Origin of the sequence: Streptomyces sp. NPDC048504 (genome assembly GCF_043200035.1) — a bacterium.
Taxonomy (GTDB): domain Bacteria; phylum Actinomycetota; class Actinomycetes; order Streptomycetales; family Streptomycetaceae; genus Streptomyces.
Window position 1 is genome coordinate 304,030 of the sequence record NZ_JBICXA010000009.1, and the last position, 18,138, is coordinate 322,167.

Consider the following 18,138-nt stretch of genomic DNA (forward strand, 5'->3'; position numbering starts at 1 on the left):
GGGATCAGATGCCCGTGTAGTTCTCCGCGAAGAAGTCCTGGTGCGCGCGGGACGTGCGCAGGCTGTCCAGGCGGGCGTACTGGAGCGCGCGGCCGTAGCGGGCGTGGGCGTCGACGGTGTCCTCGGCGGACGGGCCGTGCAGCAGGCCGCTCATCCAGTGCGAGAACTCGTGGGCCCGCCAGACGCGGGGCAGGCAGTCGGCCGTGTAGCGGGCGAGGCCGCTCTCGTCGGTGTGCTTGAGCGCCGACGCCAGTGCCTGGGCGAGGCGTTCGGCCTGGAGTACGGCGAGGTTGGCGCCCTTGGCGGCGGAGGGGCTGATGAGGCCGGCGGCGTCGCCCGCCAGCCAGAGGCGGCCCTCGCCGAGGGTGTCGAGGACGTCGGAGCGCAGGTCGACGACCGCCTTCTCCAGGACCGGGCCGTCCTTGAGCCGGCCGAACTCGTCGACACGGAGCCGAGTTGCCAGCTCGGTCCAGACGCGGTCCTCGTTCCAGTCGGCGGGGTCGGTTCCGCGCGGGCACTGGAGGTAGTAGCGCGTGACGGTCGCCGTACGGGCCATGTGACCGGCGAATCCCCGTTCGTGCAGGGCGTATCCGACGGCTTCCATGCTCGGCGGGGCCTCGACGAGGACCGCGAGCCAGCTCACGCCGTGGTCCCAGCGGGCGGTGCGTGTCCCGTGGGCGGTCATGGTCGCGCGGGCGACTCCCCGGTGTCCGTCGCACCCGGCGACGTAGCGCCCGGTGACGTCCGTGCCGTCGGACATCCGTACCCGGCCGCCCTCGGAGATCTCCTCGACCTCCGTGTCGAAGCGGATCTCGCCGTCGCGTCGGAGGTACTCGGCGAGGAGGTCCCGTACCAACTCCTGCTGGGGATAGACCATGTGGACCTCGCCGCGCCCCAACTCGCCGTAGTCGAGGGTGAATTCACCCTGCTCGCTGCGGAAGAGGCAGGTGCGGTGGGTGTGACCCTTGGCCAACAGCCCGTCTGCCAGCCCGTGTTGGGTGAGGAGGCGGACGGAGTGGGCGGCCAGGAAACCCGCTCTGGCCCGCCCCTCCACCGCCTCGCGTCCGCGCCGTTCCAGGATCACGCAGTCGATGCCGCGGTCCAGCAGCAGGTTCCCCAGGACGAGCCCCGCCGGGCCCGCCCCGACGATCACCACCCCGGTCCGTGCCCCGGAGTCGAATCGTTTCCCCACGTCCACCCCTGATCTTGCTTTTTCGGCCAAGGGGTTTCATATCAGCCAGATCATGGTGATGAGGAATCGAAAGCGGCTTCTTAGCCCATAAGGGCCAACTGGGCATATGTCACTGGCCGTTGACTCAGGCGTCAGTGGTCGTTCTCCAGGTGCAGCTTCAGCAGGTCCACGCCGTAGTCGCCGCCGTTGGGGGTGCGGATGATGGTGTGGATGTGCTGCTGGGTGGGGGTGCCGTTGGGCCCGCCCATCCCTCCCTTGGTTCCGTACGCCAGCGGGGACTGGGCGTCGTACTCGATGAGGACGACCGGGCTGTGCACGCGGTAGTAGAAGGCGGAGGAGTCCTTGGTCTCGCCCATCCAGTAGAAGTAGGTCGAGTCGAGGTGGTCCTCGACCTCCGACATCTTCACCTCGGCGTGACCGTCGTTCATGTTGCCGACGTAGACGCGCACGAGGTCGAGGAGGTGCCGGCGCTGGGCGCTGGTGAAGTCCTTGGCGACCAGGCCCTGGTAGGCGAGCTTCGCGTTGTCCTGCCCGGCCCCGGCCTTCATGTCGTCGCCGGACTTCTTGGTGCTGGAGATCACCTTGGCGCGCTGCGCGGCGGTGAGCGAGCGCAGGAGGGTGAGGCCCGCCTTGGTCTCCGTCTTGAACAGGGTGATCTTCTCGCCCTTGTAGGTGGCGGAGGTCGGCTCGGACCCCATGAAGGTCGGGGTCATGACGACCTGGTCGCCGAGCACGAAGTAGTTGATGGCCACGTGGTGGCCCTCGTACTGGAAGCCCCACGGCTTGGTGGTGGACGGCGTGCCCATGAAGGTGAAGAAGTACGCGCCCTCGGTGAGGGTCTCCCGGTTGCCGCCGCTGTAGTCGCCGAGGAAGGCGTTGAGCTTCATGATGTTGCGGGTCTGGGTGAGCCCGTCGGCGGAGAGGGCGGCGCCGAGCAGCGCGTAACCGAGGTCGCGCTTCGTGGCGGTGATGTCGCCCATGCGGACGCCCTTGCGCTGGTACCCGTCGACGTTGCTCCAGGCCAGCCACTCGTCGTTGTCGACGTCGAACGTGCAGGACTTGCGTTCCTTGGCGCTGAGCCCGTCGAGGAAGGCCTGCGCGGCCTTGACGATCCCGTCCGTCGAGACGTCGGTGGAGTGGATCGAGTAGAGCCCGTCGGTGATCTTGCCGTCGGTCGAAACGCCTTTGAAATCGGCGTACTTGACCTCGCTCTGCCCGGGCCCCATCCCGCTGCCCCCTCCCCCGGGCCCGCCGGAAGGCATCGCGCCGGTGGGCATGCCACCGCCGGGGCCGCCCGAAGGCGCGCCGTTCGGGGCGCCGGAGGACGAGGACGCGGCGGCGGTGTCGGAGGCGTCCGACGAGCAGCCGGTCATGGTCGCGACGGCGGCGACTCCGCCGGCGAGCAGCGCCTTGTTCATGAACCAGCGGCGGCTGCGGTCGGCTTCGGGGGTGCGGGGGCGGTGTCCGTGCATACGGGCCAACCTCCCGCACCGACCTGAGCCGAACCTGAAGCTCCGCCCAGCCGCCTGACCAGTGCCGACCGCCTCGGGCAGGCGGACATGACGCCGCGCAGGGTGACCGTCTTGGTCCAGGGCGACTCGGGGTCGGTCACCGTCTCGACCTTGGGGTCGAAGGCCGCCCGCCGCCGGGAACTCCACCGCGAACCCGGCACCCGCCGATGCGATGATGCCGCCATGGCACAGTCACCGCAGGACCCCCAGGACCCCCAGGACCCCCAGGACTCCTCGGTCACCGAGGGCGGAATGACCGCGGTCCAGGCCGTCGACCGGATCGAGGCCGCCGCGCATCCGCGTCCGCACGATCGCCGACTGCACGCCCGCGGGGCCGTGTACGACGCGCGGTTCGTGCCCACCGGGCGGATCGCGAAGTGGACGACCGCCCCCTGCCTCACCGCCGAGTCCGACGCGGTCATCCGGTTCTCGAACGGCTCCGGCAACTTCGCCGCCGACGACCGGGCACGGGGCGTACGCGGGATGGCGGTCAAGTTCCTTGACGGCGACGGCAGCAGCGACAACGCCAAGGCCGTCATGGATCTCGTCGCCGCGAACTTCCGGGTCTTCCCCAGTCACAATCCCGAGGGGTTCATCGACCTCGTCGAGGCGCTGGGCATGGCGGGCACGGAGGGCGGGTTCGCCGACCGGGCCAAGGGGAAGCTCGCCGCGGCCGGGAAGTTCGCGACCGTACTCGCTCAACACCCGGAAAGCCGGGGCGCGTTGAAGTCGTTCGCCGGACAACAGGCGCCCGCCAGTTTCGCCACCACCCGCTACGACGGGCTGCACGCCTTCGTCCTGGTCGACGAGTCGGGCGTGCGCCGGCCCTTCCGCTACCGTCTCGTGCCCCAACTGGGCGAGGTCGAGATCGATCCCGCGTACGCCGGGACACTCGCCCCCGACTTCCTCATCGGCGACCTCGACTCCCGCCTCGAAACCGGGCCCGTCACCTTCACCGTGGTGTACCAGCTCGCCGAGCCGAACGACCCGACCCATGACCCCTCCCAGGCGTGGCCGGAACACCGCCCGCTGATCCCGGCCGGCCACCTGCACGTGACGGCCCGCTCGCCCCGCGAGGACCACTGGCAGCAACAGGTCTTCGACCCCACCCGCCTTGCCGCCGGCGTCGAAGCCTCCGACGACAGGATGCTGGCGTTCCGCCGCCACGCGTACTCCGTCTCGGCGGAACGCCGGCTCGTTACCTGACTCGGCCTTGAGCGGTACGCCCCTTTCCCCGTGCCCCGAAGGGCCCTCCCCGCAAAGTTGGACACTTCAGCGAAAACTGTCACACTTCCGCGCCCCACCTCCCTCCCGCCGAGCGTCCTCACTTCCCCGGCAGCGCTCCGGCGAGTTCCCCCACGGGCGCGAGGTCGTGGCAGTCGCCCGCGGGACCACCCCGGCACCACCACACCAGACGCCCGCTCCAGCCCTCGTCGTCCCAGTCCCAGTCGGCCGGCGTCCCCTCGGGGCGAGGATGCATACCGAGCCTGTGGACTGGACAGACCGGCCACACCAGCCAGAGCCGGTCGGCCACCGTCTCCTGCGCCGCGTCCACGACGGGGCCGAGGGCGTCGAGGGCGTCGCCGTCCGGTTCCTGGAGACCGTTGTGGTGCCAGGTGCCGTCGGACACGGCGACGTAGACCTGTTCCTCCCAGACCATCAGCGCGAGGGGCGGCTGGTCGGACAGGCTTGCCGCGAGGTCACGGTTGACGGTGACGAGAGCGGCCTCAAGTCGCGGGTACCGGCCGGGTTCCGCGGGTTGGGGGTCGAAGGGCTTCATCGGCCGATCTTCCCTCACCGGCCGGAAACCGCAGTCCGAATTACCGAGCGCTGGCGGCCCGAGCCGCCTTCCAGGCGAGGTAGTGCCGGGTGGGCGCCTCCGCGAACGAGGTGTGGCGCGGGGTCCAGCCCAGCAGGCAGTGGACCTTGGCGCTGGTGACCAACTCGACCTGGTAGGCGGCGAGTTGCATCATGCCGTCCACCTCCGCGCCGTGCACGGCGAGGCCGTCCTCACCGACGCCGGGCTGCGCGCCATGCACGCGGCGCAGCCCGGCCACCTCGCCAGCGCCCGGCGCCGGGTCCTCGACCACATCCCGGCCGACCTCCTGCCGGCCATCGCGGCGACCCTGGCCGAACTCGCCGAACTCACGGAGGGCGGTCGCCGCCGGCAGTCGCCGTAGTCCAACCGGCTCCAGCCCCGGCAACCCACCGACTCCAACCCTCGTACCCCCACCGACTCCAGCCCCCCCATTACCCCACCGACCCCCGCCCTCGTATCCCCACCGACCCCCGCCCTCGCATCCCGACCGGCTCCAGCCCCCATAACCCCACCGGCTCCAACCCTCGTATCCCCACCAGCTCCAGCCCCCGTAGCCCACCGACCATCCGCCGTAACACACATGTCCCGCAATAAACTTGACGGATCGTCACTTTGCCGTTCGCACAGCCGGGCTACAGCTTCCGCTCCTACAGTGCCGTGTCCATGACAGACAACAACGGAGCCACCCCCACCCCGGTCGGACGCCGTACCGTCCTGATCGCCACCGGCACCACGGCCGCCGTACTGGCCGTGGGCGCCGCCGCTCCCCACACCCCCACCACAGCCACCGCCGACTCGACTCCCGTAGCCGCGGCGGCGGTCTGCACTCTCACCAAGGAGATGACCGAAGGCCCCTACTACCTCGACGGCGCCCTGGTCCGCGCCGACGTCACCGAAGGCAAGGCCGGCATTCCGCTCAAACTCGCCCTCACGGTCGTGGACGACAGCACCTGCGCCGTCATCCCCAGCGCGCTCGTCGAGATCTGGCACTGCGACGCGCTCGGCGAGTACTCCGGCTACGTCGGCAACAACGGCCACAGCGAACCGGACGACGGCACCTTCCTGCGCGGCGGTGTCCTGACGAACTCCGCCGGACTCGCCAACATCACCACGATCTACCCGGGTTGGTACCGCGGGCGCTGCGTGCACATCCATGTGAAGGTGCACACCGGCGTCACGCTCACCTCGGACGGCTCGTTCACCGGCGGCAGCGAACTCCACACGGGCCAGCTCTTCATCGACGAGACCATCACCACGGCCGTCGCCAAGATCTCCCCGTACTCGACCAACACGGTCACCCGCACGACCCTCGCCCAGGACTCGATCTACGACGACGGAGGCGCCGCGTCGGGCCTCATGACCCTTACCGCGCTGGGCAGTTCGACGTCGTCCGGCTACACGGGCACCTTGACGCTGGGCGTCAGCCGGAGCTGACGCGGCCCTGAACTCCCCCCACGAAAAAGGGGTGGCCCGCGGTGCGACACGGGCCACCCCTTCCTCATGTCATCTCACAGCACCGCACGTCAGGAGCTCGGGCAGTGCTCCCACGCCATGTGGTAGATGGTGCTGATGTCGCCGTCCGTCGAGTCCATCGTCATGAAGCTGACCGCGCCGGGCGCCGAGGTGCCGGCACTCACCCGCAGCTCCGTGTTGATGTTGAAGTTGCGCTGAACTCCGCAGGGTGCCCAGACCAGTTGGGCCACGTCCGTGCTGTCGTTCGCCTGCCAGTTGTCGTCGTAGGGGCCGTTGAACGGGTGGTTCTTGCTCGTGGTGTTCGACGAGCCCTGGAAGTAGTACGAGGCCTTCTGCGCACCGCTCGCGCCGCGCTGGAGGGAGGCGAAGCCCCGGTAGTCGGCGCTCGCGATGGCGTACGTGAAGCCCTGCGGGACGTGGACGACCAGGTTGAGCTGGCAGTTCTTGCGGAACGCCGTGGGGTCGGAGTTGCCGCCGACCTGGGCGAGGTAGGCGCTGTAGGTCACCGTGAAGGCGGTGTTGTCCTCGGAGACGGCGACCGCCGTCGTGCCCTGCGGGCAGCCCGAGCCGTTCACCGTGGCGACGTTGATGACGATCTTGTCCGGGGGCGGGTCGTCGAACACCGGCGAGGACGAGTGCTGCGCGGGCAGCACGGTGGTGAGAAGAGCGGCGACGGCGCCGCTCAGGAGGAGCCCACCAGGCATGGTTTCTCCTTGGGGTCGGGGGGTGGCTGCGCCCCAAGTCTTTGAAGAAACAATGAAGTTCCTGTGAAGACAGACGGCGCGCTCGCATCGTAGGGAGCCGCACAGGAAGCGGTCAGGGCGAACTCAGGCCATTCACAGACGCGTCTTTCACATCTTCTCCATAGTGTGTGAACTCTGTTGAAATAAGCGGCCGTTGACCGTTCCGTCCCCAGGTCCTTCACAGCCGCACATTAAGGAATCCTTCAGGTAACGCCCTAGCTTCCTTGCCATGACGGGAAACAACGAGAACGACCGGCAACTCGACCAACAGCCCGCCCGGCACCGCCGGGACAAGGGCGTCCAGCGTCGCCGGGTGCTGATCGGCGGCGGCACCGTGGCCCTGGCGGGCGGTCTCGCGGCCGCCGGATTCGCCTCGGCCGACACCTCCACGACCACCGTGACCACCGACGCGTCCGCGTCAGCCACGAGCAGTGTCTGCACCCTCACCGCCGAGGTCACCGAGGGTCCGTACTCGCTCGACGGCGCCCTGATCCGCGAGGACATCAGAGAGGAGAAGGAGGGCGTCGAGGTCCAGTACACCTTCACCGTCGTCGACCAGGACAACGACTGCGCGCCGCTCGCCGACGCCCTCGTGGAGCTCTGGCACTGCGACGCGCTCGGCGAGTACTCCGGGTTCGTCGGCAAGAACGGCCACACCGAGGACGACGACGGCACGTTCCTGCGCGGCGGTGTCCTCACCGACTCCGACGGCGAGGCGAAGCTCATATCCATCTGGCCGGGGCACTACGTCTCCCGCGCCGTCCACGTCCATATGCGGGTGCACACGGACGTGACGATCGCCGACGGCACGTACACCGGCGGCACGCTCGTCCACACCGGCCAGCTCTTCTTCGACGCCGACCTCAACGAGGAAGTGCAGGCCACCTCCCCGTACTCGGACAACACCACCGCCGAGACATCCCTCGGCGACGACACGGTCTACGACGACGGAGGCGCCGCGTCCGGTCTGCTCACGCTGACCGCGCTCGGCTCCGACGTGTCCGACGGCTACACGGCGACCCTGACCGTGGGCGTGAGCACGAGTTGACCAGGAGGCGGATGGCCAGGAAGCACTGATCGGGGATCGCCGATCACACCCCCAGCGGCTGCCGTCCTTCGGCGGACTCGGACTCGGTCCGCGTCTCCAGCGCCCTCTCCCGGCGATGGGCACGGACCGAGTACGCCAGGGCGGCAGCCCACATCCCGTACAGCACGACGTACACCGGAGTGCTCAGCGCACCCGACGCACCGATCCAGTCGCTCCTCAGCAGCGTACGGACGTTGGTCACGACGATGATCCCGCCGACGGCGGAGCCCAGCACCCGCGGCGGAACCAGCCGCACCAGCCAGGCGGCGACCGGCGCGGCGACGACTCCCCCGAGCAGAAAGGCAACGACCCAGGTCCACTTGAGCCCCTGGGACCCGAGCGAGACGAGGAAACCCAGGCTCGCGGCCAGCGCCACCAGGAACTCGCTGGTGTCGATCGACCCGATGACCTTGCGCGGCTCCATCCGCCCGCTCGCCAGCAGCGCGGGCGTACCGACGGGCCCCCAGCCGCCCCCGCCGGTCGCGTCCAGGAACCCGGCGACCAGCCCGAGCGGCGCCAGGAACCGTTTCCGCAACGGCTTGCCGAGCTGCCCCTTCGGCAGCCCCTTGAAGGTGAACCGGGACATGACGTACACGCCGAGCCCGAAGAGGATCAGCGACATCACCGGTTCGGCGACCTCGGTGGAGAGCTTCGACAGGACGGTGGCGCCGAGGAACGACCCGATCGCGCCCGGGACGCCGATCCGCACGACAACCCTCCAGTCCACGTTCCCGAACCGCCAGTGCGAGGCGCCGGACATCAGCGTCGTACCGATCTCGGACAGATGGACGGTGGCGGACGCGGCGGCCGGGTTCGTCCCCATGGCCAGCAGCAGCGTCGTGGACGTGACCCCGTAGGCCATGCCGAGGCTGCCGTCCACGAGCTGGGCCCCGAGGCCCGCGAGGGCGAGCAGTATCAGCGTGCGCATGGGAGGCGACGCTAGGCGGCCAATCTGAAGAGAGCCTGAGACGCGACTGAGGACACTCACAGCCACCGGTGCTGTGCCTGCCCGGCAACCGGTCCTACGGGTTCTCCCAGGCCGCCGGCTCCGCCGCCAGCGTCCGTACCGGTTCCGGCAGGGCGTCCGCCGCGATGTCCGCGAGGGTGACGCCCTCCAGGATCTTGCGGACGTTGGCGCGCAGGGCGATCCACAGGGGGAGGAGGGGTTGGGCGGTGCCGGTGTAGGCGAGGCCGGTGGGGCGTTCACCGCGGACCGAGACGATCGGGCCGTCCACCGCGCGTATGACGTCGGCGACGGTGATCGCGCCGGCCGCGCGGGCCAGCCGGTAGCCGCCGCCCCCGCCGCGCCGGCTGTCGACGATTCCGGCACGCCGGAGGTCGCCGAGAATTCCCTCCAGGAATTTGTGCGGGATGTCCTGCGCGGTGGCGATGGTCTCGGCCTTCACCGGACCGTCCGGCACAGGGCCGTCGTCACCCCGTACGGCGAGCTCCAGTACCGCCCGTACCGCGTAATCCGCCCGTGCCGAGATCCTCATGCGTCCATTGTGGTCCGTTCTGGCGTAGAGAATGGCCCCGCACGACGGCCTCCTGGGACGACCACGGAAAATGGCTTCGCACGTGCCGCCGACGGACCGGACCCGGGAGGAGCTTCCAGTGGAGCTGAGCAGGCGTACCTTCAGCACCCTCGCGGGCACGGCCGCGCTCGGATTCGCGCTGGGGGGTGGCAGCGGCGGCAGCGGTGACGCGTACGCCGCGCATGTCGTGCCGACCGGCCCGGCGCCCGCACCACCGGCCGCGGACGGGCAGTCCCACACGATCGGGTACGACCGCTACTCCCTGATCGTCGACGGGAAGCGCCTGGTCCTGTGGTCGGGCGAGATGCACCCCTTCCGGCTGCCGAGCCCGTCCCTGTGGCGTGACGTCCTGCAGAAGATGCGCGCCTTCGGCTACAACGCCGTCAGCATCTACGTCTCGTGGAACTACCACTCCCCCGCCCAGGGCAGCTACGACTTCACGGGCGTCCGGGACCTCGACCTGTTCCTGCGCATGGCCGCCGAGACCGGCCTGTACGTCATCCTGCGCCCGGGCCCGTACATCAACGCGGAGATCGACGCGGGCGGCTTCCCCGGCTGGCTCATCGCCACGAAGGGCACGGCCCGCACCGCCGACCCGACGTACCTCTCGCACGTCGACGAGTGGCTCACCCAGGTCAACTCCATCGTCTCCAAGCACCTGTTCACCCAGGGCACGGGCACGGTCCTGCTCTACCAGATCGAGAACGAGTACGACGGCCAGCTCACCCACGCGTCCGGGGGCGAGTACATGTCCCACCTGTACAAGAAGGTGCGCGCCGACGGCATCGACGTCCCCCTGTTCCACAACGACAAGGGCCGCAACGGCTATTGGACCCCCGGGTCCTTCGACACCGGTGGCGACAAGGGCGGTTGGCTGTACGGCTTCGACGGGTATCCATCGCCCTCCCAACTGCCGGCGGACTGGGGGCACTTCGGGATCGGCGGGGCGAAGGGCGGGGCCACTGCCAGCCCCAAGACCCCTGGTTTCGTGCCGGAGTTCGGCGGCGGCTGGTTCGATCCGTGGGGCGGGTCCTGGTTCGACGGGAAGGGGTACGCGGAGTCGCGCCGGACGCGTGACGCGGCGTACGAGCGGCGCTTCTACCTCACCAACCTCGCCAACGGACTCACCCTGCACAGCGTCTACATGACCTTCGGCGGCACCTCGTGGGGCTGGCTGCCCGCGCCGGTCGTCTACACGTCGTACGACTACGGCGCCGCCTTCGACGAGGGCCGCAACGCGACCGCGAAGCTCGTGCCGATGCACCAGCTCGGCCATCTGCTGCGGACCGTGCCCGACTTCGCCAAGCTGGACCGCGCGGCGGACGTCAAGGCGGACGGCCTGAAGGTCTACCACCTCACCAACGCCGACACCGGCGCGCACGTCTACGTCCTGCGCAACGACGGTACGAAGGACGTCACTTCGACCCTGCCGACCTCGACCGACGACATCGAGGTCACCGTCCCGGCCCAGGACGCCCGTCTCCTCGTCACCCAACTCGCCCTCGGCGGGCGCAAGTTGAGATACTCGACGATCACGCCGATGATGTCCCTCACCGCCGGCCGGCAGGACATCGCCGTGTTCGCCGGGACGCGCGGCGAGATGGCCCACGTCGTCGTCGAGTGCCCGGAGGAGCCGGTGGTGACCCGGCTCGACGCGCAGGCCGCCTGGGTCTGGGACCGCGGTCTCCTGCATGTCACCGTCCCGCTCGGCATCGGCGGCCTGACCCGGGTCCTCGTCCAGGGCGGCGGCGTCGACAACTCCCTCCTGCTGGTCTTCGCCGACGAGGCCGGCTCGGTACGCCTGTGGCCGTACGAGACCGGTTCGGGCACCGCCCTGGTCTACGGCCCGGAGCTGCTCCGCGAGGCCACGGTCAGCGGGACGACCGCCCACCTCACCGGCGACACCATCGGCGACACCGGCCTGGAGGTGTGGGGCCCGCGCGGCATCACCGACGTCACCTGGAACGGGCGGGCCGTGCCCTCGACCGTCACCACCGCGGGCAGCCTGCGCTCGAACCCGGACGCGCTGCTGCCGGGGGTGCCCGCGGTGCCGCTCCCCGCGCTCGACGGCTGGCGGCGGAAGGTGGAGAACCCGGAGGCCGCGGTCGCCTTCGACGACTCCAAGTGGACCGCGGCGGACAGGACTTCGACGTTCAGCACGACGGCCATTCCCTCCGGGCAGCCGCTGCTCTTCGCGGACGACTACGGCTTCCACTACGGGGACGTCTGGTACCGCGGCCGCTTCACCACGGCCGCGACCGACGCCCTGGAGTCGGTGACCCTCGCCTACAGCACCGGCACCCAGGGCCTGCTGATGGCCTGGCTCGACGGCGAGCCGCTCGGCACCCACCGGATGCCGGTGCCGACCACCAGCAGTGTGCGGCAGGGCAGTTGGGCCGCGAAGGCGACCTTCGCGGTCCCCGAGAAGCAGCGTGCGGCCGGTTCCCATGTCCTGTCCGTGCTGGTGCGGCGGATGCAGCACGACCAGGACGGCAAGGCCCTCGACACCCACAAGGTCGCGCGCGGGCTGACCGCGGCGACCTTCAAGGGCGCCTCCCCGAAGGTGAGTTGGCGGCTCCAGGGCGAGACGACACCCGATCCCGTACGCGGGCCGCAGAACAACGGCGGGCTGTACGGCGAGCGGGAGGGCTGGCACCTGCCGGGGTACGCGGACGCCGGCTGGGAGGCCGTCACCCTTCCCCGCGCCGACAAGCGGCAGGGCGTGGCCTGGTACCGGACCAGCTTCGAGCTCGCCGTGGACAGCGGCATCGACGCCTCGATCGGCCTCGCCCTCGACGACGACCCGACGCGCGCCTACCGCGTCCAGATCTTCCTCAACGGCTGGAACATGGGCCAGTACATCAACGACGTGGGCCCGCAGCACACCTTCGCCCTGCCGAACGGGATCCTCCGCACACGGGGCACCAACACACTCGCCCTGGCCGTCCTGTCCGACGGCACCACACCGGCGGGCCCGAAGGACGTACGGCTGACGCTGCTGGGGAGTGCGGCCGGAGGAGTACCGGTTTCGCCGGTGGCCTCCCCCGGCCGGTGACACCCATGGGGTTCAGCTGATCCTGATCATGTTCCAGGACAGCGGCTCCAGTACGGCGGTCAGGATGCCGTCCTGGAGGGTGGTGCCCTCGACCTCGTGCGGGGCCACGCGCTCCGGGTCGGCCAGGGTGTTGCGGGCGTCCGGGTCGGCGTCGGCGAGGGCGCTGTGCTCGACGACCGACGTCAAGTCGAGGCCGTTCAGGCCGACTTCGAGCGGGAGCGACTCGGTGCGGCTGCGGTTGACGGCGAACACCGTGACCGAGCCGTCCTCGCCGCGCACGGCGGTGGCGTGCAGCAGGTCGGCCTCGCCGTACTTCTGCGTCTCGTGCCTCGGGGAGTCGACGCGGACGTCGAGGACCTGGCCTCGGCCGTACTTCGAGGCCTGCGCGAAGGGGAAGAACGTCGTCTGCCGCCAGGCCGGGCCGCCCGGTTCGGTCATGATCGGCGCGATGACGTTGACGAGCTGGGCGAGGCACGCGACGGTGACGCGGTCGGCGTGCCGGAGCAGGGCGATCATGAGCGAGCCGAAGACCACCGCGTCCATGACGCTGTAGTTGTCCTCCAGCAGGCGCGGCGCTTCCGGCCAGTCGGCGGGATCGGCGTTCTTCGCCTGCTCCTCCCAGTCCGACGTGTACCAGACGTTCCACTCGTCGAAGGAGAGGTTGATCTTCTTCTTCGACTTGAGGCGGGCGCCCACGTGGTCGGCGGTCGCGACCACGTTCTCGATGAAGGACTCCATGTCGACGGCCGAGGCGATGAAGGAGTCGAGGTCGCCGTCGGTCGGCTGGTAGTAGGCGTGCAGCGAGATGTAGTCGACCAGGTCGTACGTCTCCTGGAGGACCGTCGACTCCCACTCGGCGAAGGTCGGCATGGCCTGGGAGGAGGAGCCGCAGGCGACGAGTTCGACACCGGCGTCGATCTGGCGCATCGCGCGGGCCGTCTCGGCGGCGATCCTGCCGTACTCCTCGGCGGTCTTGTGGCCCGTCTGCCAGGGGCCGTCCATCTCGTTGCCGAGGCACCAGAGTTGGATGCCGTAGGGGTTTTTGTCGCCGTGGGTGATGCGCTGGTCGGAGAGGGTCGTGCCGGAGGGGTGGTTGGCGTACTCCTGGAGTTCCAGGGCCTCCGCTACGCCCCGGGTGCCCAAGTTGATCGCCATCATCGGTTCTGCTTGGGGGCCGAGCTTCTTCAGGAACGCGATGTATTCGGAGAGTCCGAAGCGGTTGGACTCCGTCGAGCGCCAGGCCAGGTCGAGGCGGCGGGGGCGGTTCCCTGCGGGGCCTACCGAGTCTTCCCACTTGTAGCCGGAGACGAAGTTGCCGCCGGGGTAGCGGATGGTGGTGACGCCCAGTTCTCGCACCAGATCTAGGACGTCCTGGCGGATGCCCTGCTCGTCTGCGGTGGGGTGGTCTGGTTCGAAGATGCCGGTGTAGACGCAGCGGCCGAGGTGTTCCACGAAGGAGCCGAAGAGGCGGGGGTTGACTTCGCCGATGGTGAAGGCGGGGTCGAGGGTGAAGCGGGCGGTACGCATGCGGGCCTTTCTGGGTTGAGTTTTGTCTGCGGCTTTGTGGGGGCTGGTCGCGCAGTTCCCCGCGCCCCTAGAGGGCGACTGGCCAGCCGGTTGTTGTCCAGCTCAGGGTGTTCAGCCCCAGCTTCGGTGTGCCGTTATCGTCTCCGTCGTAATAGTGGTATGCCAAGACATCCTTACCTTTGTCTTGGAAGATGGATTGTCCGCCTGGGCCTATGTAGCGGCCGTGGCCGGCCAGTAGTAGGTCTCCGCCGCCCGCCAGCATTGGCTTGCCTGTGCTGTCCGCGTACGGGCCCGTGATTGAAGTCGCCCGACCCACCCGGATCTTGTAGGTGGAGTTCACACCTGCGCAGCACGCGTCGTAAGAAGCGAAGAGGTAGTAGTAGCTGCCGTGGTGGACGATGTACGCGCCCTCCACCGCGTACGGCGCGTCCGGGCGGGTCGCCAGTTGGGCGACCGTTGCGCCTGGGATCGCCTTGCCTGTGGCGGGGTTGACTTCGACCAGGCGGATGCCCGTCCAGTACGAGCCGAACGCCATCCAGAGTTTGCCGTCGGCCTGGATGAGCGCGGGGTCTATGGCGTTCCAGGCGTCCGTCGTCTCCGAGGTGAAGGCCTTGCCCTGGTCGGTCCAGGTGCCGGGGAGGCCGGTCGGGGAGGTGGCCACGCCGATCGCGGAGTGGTTGGTGCCCCAGGAGGAGACGGCGTAGTAGAGCCAGTAGCGGCCGTCGCGGTAGGAGAGGTCGGGGGCCCAGGGGTCGCCGGTGGAGTTGTAGTCGTACCACCAACTCGGGGGCGTGGCGAAGGCGTTGCCCGCGTCGTCCCACTGGACGCGGTCCTTGGAGGTGCGGGCGCCGATGACGCCGCCGGTCGAATAGGCGACGTAGGAGCCGGACTTGAGGCGGATGACCGTGGGGTCGTGGATGATCTGCTGGCCGGTGATGGGCTGTGGGTCGGGGTAACTCTGCGCTGCCTGGGCCGTGTTGGGCAGCAGGGCCAGAGCGGCCGCCAGCACCGCTGCGGCAAGACCTCTTCGTATGGTCACTGTCCCGCCAATCCGGTGTGGGCCACGCCCGCGACGATCTGGCGCTGGAAGAAGACGAAGACGATGATCAGCGGCAGGCCTGCCATGAGGCCGCCGGCCATGAGCTGGGCCCACTGGATGCCGTAGGAGTTCATGACGGTCGCGATGCCGTTCGGCATGGTCATCAGGTCGGGGTTGTTGGTCACCATGTACGGCCACAGGAAGTTGTTCCACGAGGCGATGAAGGTGAAGATGCCGACCGCCGCGAGGGAGGGGCGGGAGAGCGGGACGACGATGGTGAAGAAGATCCGCCAGCGGCCCGCGCCGTCGATGAAGGCGGCCTCCTCCAGTTCGCGGGGGATGCCCTGGAAGAACTTGTAGAGGATGTAGACCATCGCGGCGGGCGCGCACTGGGGCAGGATCATGCCCCAGTAGGTGTCGACCATCCCCATCTGCTGGACGGTGGTGAAGAGGGGGACGCCGAGGACGGCCGGGGAGATCATCAGGCCCGCCATCACCACGCCCATCAGGACGGACTTGCCCTTGAACTCGGTGCGGGCGAAGCCGTATCCGGCGAGTGCGGCGACGGTGACCACGATGGCCGTCACGAGGATCGACACGACGAGGGAGTTGACGAACCAGTTCGTGATGTTGCCGGTCTTCCAGAGGGCCTTCCAGGCCTGGGTCGTCCAGACCTTGGGCAGCCAGTGCGGCGGGATCTCGGCGGCCTCGGTCTCCGACTTGAGCGAGGTGAAGAGGGCGGCGGCGATCGGTGCAACGAAGAGCGCGGAGACGGCGGCGCCGAGGAGGGTGAGGACGATCTGGCTGGGTGTCGAGGGCTTGCGGGGCTTGCGGGGCTTGCGTACGGGGGTGGTTGTGGCCGCGGTCATCGGGTGCCCTCCTCACGGTTGCGGAGCAGTGCCATCCGGGCGAGGGCCACGGCCGCGATGATCACGAAGAAGATGACGGACATCGCGGAGGCGTAGCCCACGCGGTAGCTGGTGAAGCCCTGTTCGAGGGTGTACTGGACGAAGGAGCGGGTGCTCAGCTCGGGTCCGGGACCGAAGTCCATCATCACGACGGCCTGGTCGAAGAGCTGGAGCGAGGCGAGGGCCTGGAGCGCGATCACCAGGCCGGTGATGTGGCGCAGCATCGGCAGGGTGATGTGGATCGTGCGGTGCCAGGCGTTCGCGCCGTCGAGCTTGGCGGCCTCGTAGAGGTGGTCGGGGATGCCCTGGAGCGCGGCGAGGTAGAGGAGGAAGCTGAAGCCGACCGTCCACCAGAGGGTCTCGATGACGATGGCGAGCATCGCGTAGGACTTGTCGGTGAGCCAGGGTGTGGTGAGCCCGAAGGTCTCGTTGAACAGGCCGATCCCCTGGGTGAACAGCCACTGCCACATGTTGCCCGCGACCGTCGACGGCAGCAGGAACGGCGCGAAGAAGCACAGCCGCCACAGCCACTTCCCGCGCTCGATGTGGTGCGCGAGCATCGCGAGAAGGAAGGCGAGGACGGTGATGCACGGCACGACGAGCAGGGTGAAGTACGCGCTGTGGCCGAGCGCGTCCCACATCGCGCGGTCGTGCAGGGCCTCGCGGTAGTTGTCTAGGCCGATGAAGTTCGCGCCGTCGCCGGAGATGTTGGCGTCCGTGAGGCTGAGGTAGACGCCGCGCAGCAGCGGCCAGACGACGAACAGGGCGAAGAGTGCCAGGAACGGGGCGACGAACCAACCCCCGTGCTGGAAGCCCTGGTTGCGGCGGACGGTCGCGGTGGCGGTGGCGGTCCTCGTCCGCGCCGGTGCGATGACGGTCCCGGCACTGGTGGTCATACGGCTGCACCTCCCTGTGCGGCGGTCCTGCCGTCCATCGGGTTCTTCGAGGCGAGGAGCTTGGTGAGGTGGTTCTTCATGGTCCGGGCTACGGCGGCCGGCTTTGCGGAGCCCATCGTCGAGGAGACGACCAGGGGGCCGAGGTCCTGGGCGAGGACGCCGGTGGAGCCCGCGAACCACACCTTCGGCTCGGTGGCCTGGTGGTTCATCGCGGAGACGTACTCGTTCTGCGGGGTGAGCTTCCTGTACGCGGCCGTGGAGAGCGTCGGCGTGTACGCGGGGATGTGGCCGCCGGCCGCCCACTGCAGGGCGTGGGTGACGACGTACGCGGCCAGTTCGTGCGCGGCCTCGTTGGTGGCGCCGCCGCGGCCCGCCTGGTGGGGCAGGACGAAGGAGTGCGACTCGGCGTGGGTTGCCTGCCTGCCGAAGACGGGCGGCAGCGGGGTCGCGCCGTAGTCCAGCTTCGCGCCGGAGAAGACCGGCACCGACCAGTTGCCCTCCCAGGTGAAGGGGGCGCCGTTGATGAACTGTTCGCCGGTCGGCGCGCCCGGGATGACGTACCCGTCGGTGACGTGCCGGCGGAAGAACTCCAGAACCTGGGTGGCCTTGTCGACGTCGAAGAGGACCTGGGTGTCGCCGTCGTCGAACCATGTGCCGCCGAGCTGGGTGTAGAAGGCGACGAAGAACCACCACTGGAAATTCTGGTCGTTGGTCCACAGGCCGATGGTCTGCAGGCCCTTCTTCTGGACCTGCTTGGCCTTCTTCAGGACGTCGAACCACTCGTCGGTGGAGGTGACGTGGACCATCCGGCCATCGTCGCCGAGGAGGTCCGCCTTCTTCAGGACGTCCTTGCGGTAGAAGCAGAGCTGCACGTGGATGTCGAGCGGCAGGGCGTACAACTTGCCGTCGATGACACCGCGGTTCCACAGCGCCGGGTTGTAATCGGCCTTCCGTACGCCGTACTTGGCGAGGAGGTCCTCGTCCCACGGGTCGAGGAGCCGGCCCGGTGAGAAGCCCGCGACGCGGCCCATGTGCATGACGCCGAGTTCCGGTGCGTGATGGCCAGCCGCGGCCATGGCGAGCTTGGTGTAGAAGGGGTTGCCCCACTGGAGGGTGGAGTCCTTCACGTCGATGCCGGGGTGTTCCTTCCGGAACGCGTCCAGCATCGCGATCATGTTGGCGCCGTCGCCGCCGCTGAAGAGGTTCCAGTAGCGCACCCGGGTGTCCGCGCCGGAGGCGAGCGCGTCGGCGCCGGTGCCGAGAGCGGCGAAGGCGAGGCTGCCCGCGACCGCGAGGCCGCCCGCCGTGGCCAGTAGGTGCCTGCGATTCAGGTCAGGTCGTCCCATTGCCTGC

The 18,138-nt window shown here is 69.2% G+C and carries 17 protein-coding genes; 5 read left to right on the forward strand and 12 right to left on the reverse strand.

The window, feature by feature from the left end; genetic code table 11:
- Nucleotides 1-4 precede the first annotated feature (4 nt).
- Nucleotides 5-1,192 carry a 4-hydroxybenzoate 3-monooxygenase gene (locus tag ACGFY9_RS24060; RefSeq protein ID WP_393757201.1) on the reverse strand — a complete coding sequence of 396 codons (1,188 nt, stop codon included), beginning with the start codon at nt 1,190-1,192 and terminating at the stop codon, nt 5-7.
- Between the two features lie 131 nt (nt 1,193-1,323).
- Nucleotides 1,324-2,664 carry a DUF3500 domain-containing protein gene (locus tag ACGFY9_RS24065; RefSeq protein WP_393757202.1) on the reverse strand — a complete coding sequence of 447 codons (1,341 nt, stop codon included), beginning with the start codon at nt 2,662-2,664 and terminating at the stop codon, nt 1,324-1,326.
- Between the two features lie 222 nt (nt 2,665-2,886).
- Between ACGFY9_RS24065 and ACGFY9_RS24070 the strand changes: the two genes are divergently transcribed.
- Complete coding sequence (locus tag ACGFY9_RS24070; protein WP_393757204.1) at nt 2,887-3,909, forward strand: catalase; 1,023 nt, start codon at nt 2,887-2,889, stop codon at nt 3,907-3,909.
- Between the two features lie 118 nt (nt 3,910-4,027).
- Here the strand turns inward: ACGFY9_RS24070 and ACGFY9_RS24075 are convergent, their stop codons facing one another.
- Together ACGFY9_RS24075 and ACGFY9_RS24080 are read right to left on the reverse strand one after the other, a co-directional pair.
- On the reverse strand, nt 4,028-4,483 hold the full coding sequence (locus tag ACGFY9_RS24075) for a hypothetical protein (protein WP_393757206.1): 456 nt from the start codon (nt 4,481-4,483) through the stop codon (nt 4,028-4,030).
- Nucleotides 4,484-4,523: 40 nt separating this feature from the next.
- Entirely contained in the window at nt 4,524-4,676 is a 153-nt protein-coding gene (locus ACGFY9_RS24080; protein ID WP_393757207.1) for a hypothetical protein, read from the reverse strand.
- On the opposite strand from ACGFY9_RS24080, the gene ACGFY9_RS24085 reads away from it, so the two are divergent.
- Both ACGFY9_RS24085 and ACGFY9_RS24090 read left to right on the forward strand, forming a co-directional pair.
- A complete protein-coding gene (locus ACGFY9_RS24085) occupies nt 4,668-4,883 on the forward strand; it encodes a hypothetical protein (protein WP_393757209.1) in 216 nt (71 codons plus the stop codon). The genes ACGFY9_RS24080 and ACGFY9_RS24085 overlap by 9 nt on opposite strands.
- 302 nt (nt 4,884-5,185) lie before the next feature.
- The gene (locus ACGFY9_RS24090) at nt 5,186-5,956 is read left to right on the forward strand and encodes an intradiol ring-cleavage dioxygenase (protein WP_393757211.1); all 771 of its coding nucleotides are present in this window, start codon (nt 5,186-5,188) and stop codon (nt 5,954-5,956) included.
- 89 nt (nt 5,957-6,045) lie between these two features.
- On the opposite strand, the gene ACGFY9_RS24095 is transcribed toward ACGFY9_RS24090, so the two are convergent.
- Entirely contained in the window at nt 6,046-6,699 is a 654-nt protein-coding gene (locus ACGFY9_RS24095) for a DUF4360 domain-containing protein (RefSeq protein WP_393757213.1), read from the reverse strand.
- A gap of 268 nt (nt 6,700-6,967) precedes the next feature.
- Here ACGFY9_RS24095 and ACGFY9_RS24100 point away from each other — a divergent pair, with 268 nt between their 5' ends.
- Nucleotides 6,968-7,786 (forward strand): intradiol ring-cleavage dioxygenase, encoded by an 819-nt coding sequence (locus ACGFY9_RS24100; RefSeq protein WP_393757215.1) that lies wholly within the window; start codon nt 6,968-6,970, stop codon nt 7,784-7,786.
- A gap of 43 nt (nt 7,787-7,829) precedes the next feature.
- On the opposite strand, the gene ACGFY9_RS24105 is transcribed toward ACGFY9_RS24100, so the two are convergent.
- Together ACGFY9_RS24105 and ACGFY9_RS24110 are read right to left on the reverse strand one after the other, a co-directional pair.
- Entirely contained in the window at nt 7,830-8,753 is a 924-nt protein-coding gene (locus tag ACGFY9_RS24105; protein WP_393757217.1) for a sulfite exporter TauE/SafE family protein, read from the reverse strand.
- Between the two features lie 94 nt (nt 8,754-8,847).
- On the reverse strand, nt 8,848-9,321 hold the full coding sequence (locus ACGFY9_RS24110) for an RrF2 family transcriptional regulator (protein ID WP_393757218.1): 474 nt from the start codon (nt 9,319-9,321) through the stop codon (nt 8,848-8,850).
- A gap of 118 nt (nt 9,322-9,439) precedes the next feature.
- Between ACGFY9_RS24110 and ACGFY9_RS24115 the strand changes: the two genes are divergently transcribed.
- On the forward strand, nt 9,440-12,415 hold the full coding sequence (locus ACGFY9_RS24115; protein WP_393757220.1) for a beta-galactosidase: 2,976 nt from the start codon (nt 9,440-9,442) through the stop codon (nt 12,413-12,415).
- Between the two features lie 12 nt (nt 12,416-12,427).
- On the opposite strand, the gene ACGFY9_RS24120 is transcribed toward ACGFY9_RS24115, so the two are convergent.
- The 5 genes from ACGFY9_RS24120 to ACGFY9_RS24140 all read right to left on the reverse strand — a co-directional run bounded on the left by ACGFY9_RS24120 (nt 12,428) and on the right by ACGFY9_RS24140 (nt 18,131).
- On the reverse strand, nt 12,428-13,942 hold the full coding sequence (locus tag ACGFY9_RS24120; protein ID WP_393757222.1) for an alpha-N-arabinofuranosidase: 1,515 nt from the start codon (nt 13,940-13,942) through the stop codon (nt 12,428-12,430).
- 67 nt (nt 13,943-14,009) lie between these two features.
- Entirely contained in the window at nt 14,010-14,981 is a 972-nt protein-coding gene (locus ACGFY9_RS24125) for an arabinan endo-1,5-alpha-L-arabinosidase (RefSeq protein ID WP_393757224.1), read from the reverse strand.
- Nucleotides 14,978-15,850 (reverse strand): carbohydrate ABC transporter permease, encoded by an 873-nt coding sequence (locus tag ACGFY9_RS24130; RefSeq protein WP_393757226.1) that lies wholly within the window; start codon nt 15,848-15,850, stop codon nt 14,978-14,980. Before ACGFY9_RS24130 ends, ACGFY9_RS24125 begins: the two co-directional genes overlap by 4 nt.
- Entirely contained in the window at nt 15,847-16,785 is a 939-nt protein-coding gene (locus ACGFY9_RS24135; protein ID WP_393757228.1) for a carbohydrate ABC transporter permease, read from the reverse strand. The genes ACGFY9_RS24130 and ACGFY9_RS24135 overlap by 4 nt, the downstream gene beginning before the upstream one ends.
- Nucleotides 16,782-18,131, reverse strand: coding sequence for an extracellular solute-binding protein (locus ACGFY9_RS24140; RefSeq protein ID WP_393757230.1), 1,350 nt, complete (start codon nt 18,129-18,131; stop codon nt 16,782-16,784). Before ACGFY9_RS24140 ends, ACGFY9_RS24135 begins: the two co-directional genes overlap by 4 nt.
- Between the last annotated feature and the right edge of the window lie 7 nt (nt 18,132-18,138).

Excerpts from the sequence above, each read along its gene's own strand:
- ACGFY9_RS24095 (WP_393757213.1), bottom strand. The coding sequence starts at position 6,699 with ATGCCTGGTGGGCTCCTCCTGAGCGGCGCCGTCGCCGCTCTTCTCACC.
- ACGFY9_RS24105 (WP_393757217.1), bottom strand. The coding sequence starts at position 8,753 with ATGCGCACGCTGATACTGCTCGCCCTCGCGGGCCTCGGGGCCCAGCTC.
- ACGFY9_RS24140 (WP_393757230.1), bottom strand. The coding sequence starts at position 18,131 with ATGGGACGACCTGACCTGAATCGCAGGCACCTACTGGCCACGGCGGGC.
- ACGFY9_RS24100 (WP_393757215.1), top strand. The coding sequence starts at position 6,968 with ATGACGGGAAACAACGAGAACGACCGGCAACTCGACCAACAGCCCGCC.
- ACGFY9_RS24135 (WP_393757228.1), bottom strand. The coding sequence starts at position 16,785 with ATGACCACCAGTGCCGGGACCGTCATCGCACCGGCGCGGACGAGGACC.
- ACGFY9_RS24070 (WP_393757204.1), top strand. The coding sequence starts at position 2,887 with ATGGCACAGTCACCGCAGGACCCCCAGGACCCCCAGGACCCCCAGGAC.
- ACGFY9_RS24130 (WP_393757226.1), bottom strand. The coding sequence starts at position 15,850 with ATGACCGCGGCCACAACCACCCCCGTACGCAAGCCCCGCAAGCCCCGC.
- ACGFY9_RS24110 (WP_393757218.1), bottom strand. The coding sequence starts at position 9,321 with ATGAGGATCTCGGCACGGGCGGATTACGCGGTACGGGCGGTACTGGAG.
- ACGFY9_RS24075 (WP_393757206.1), bottom strand. The coding sequence starts at position 4,483 with ATGAAGCCCTTCGACCCCCAACCCGCGGAACCCGGCCGGTACCCGCGA.
- ACGFY9_RS24090 (WP_393757211.1), top strand. The coding sequence starts at position 5,186 with ATGACAGACAACAACGGAGCCACCCCCACCCCGGTCGGACGCCGTACC.
- ACGFY9_RS24120 (WP_393757222.1), bottom strand. The coding sequence starts at position 13,942 with ATGCGTACCGCCCGCTTCACCCTCGACCCCGCCTTCACCATCGGCGAA.
- ACGFY9_RS24080 (WP_393757207.1), bottom strand. The coding sequence starts at position 4,676 with ATGATGCAACTCGCCGCCTACCAGGTCGAGTTGGTCACCAGCGCCAAG.
- ACGFY9_RS24065 (WP_393757202.1), bottom strand. The coding sequence starts at position 2,664 with ATGCACGGACACCGCCCCCGCACCCCCGAAGCCGACCGCAGCCGCCGC.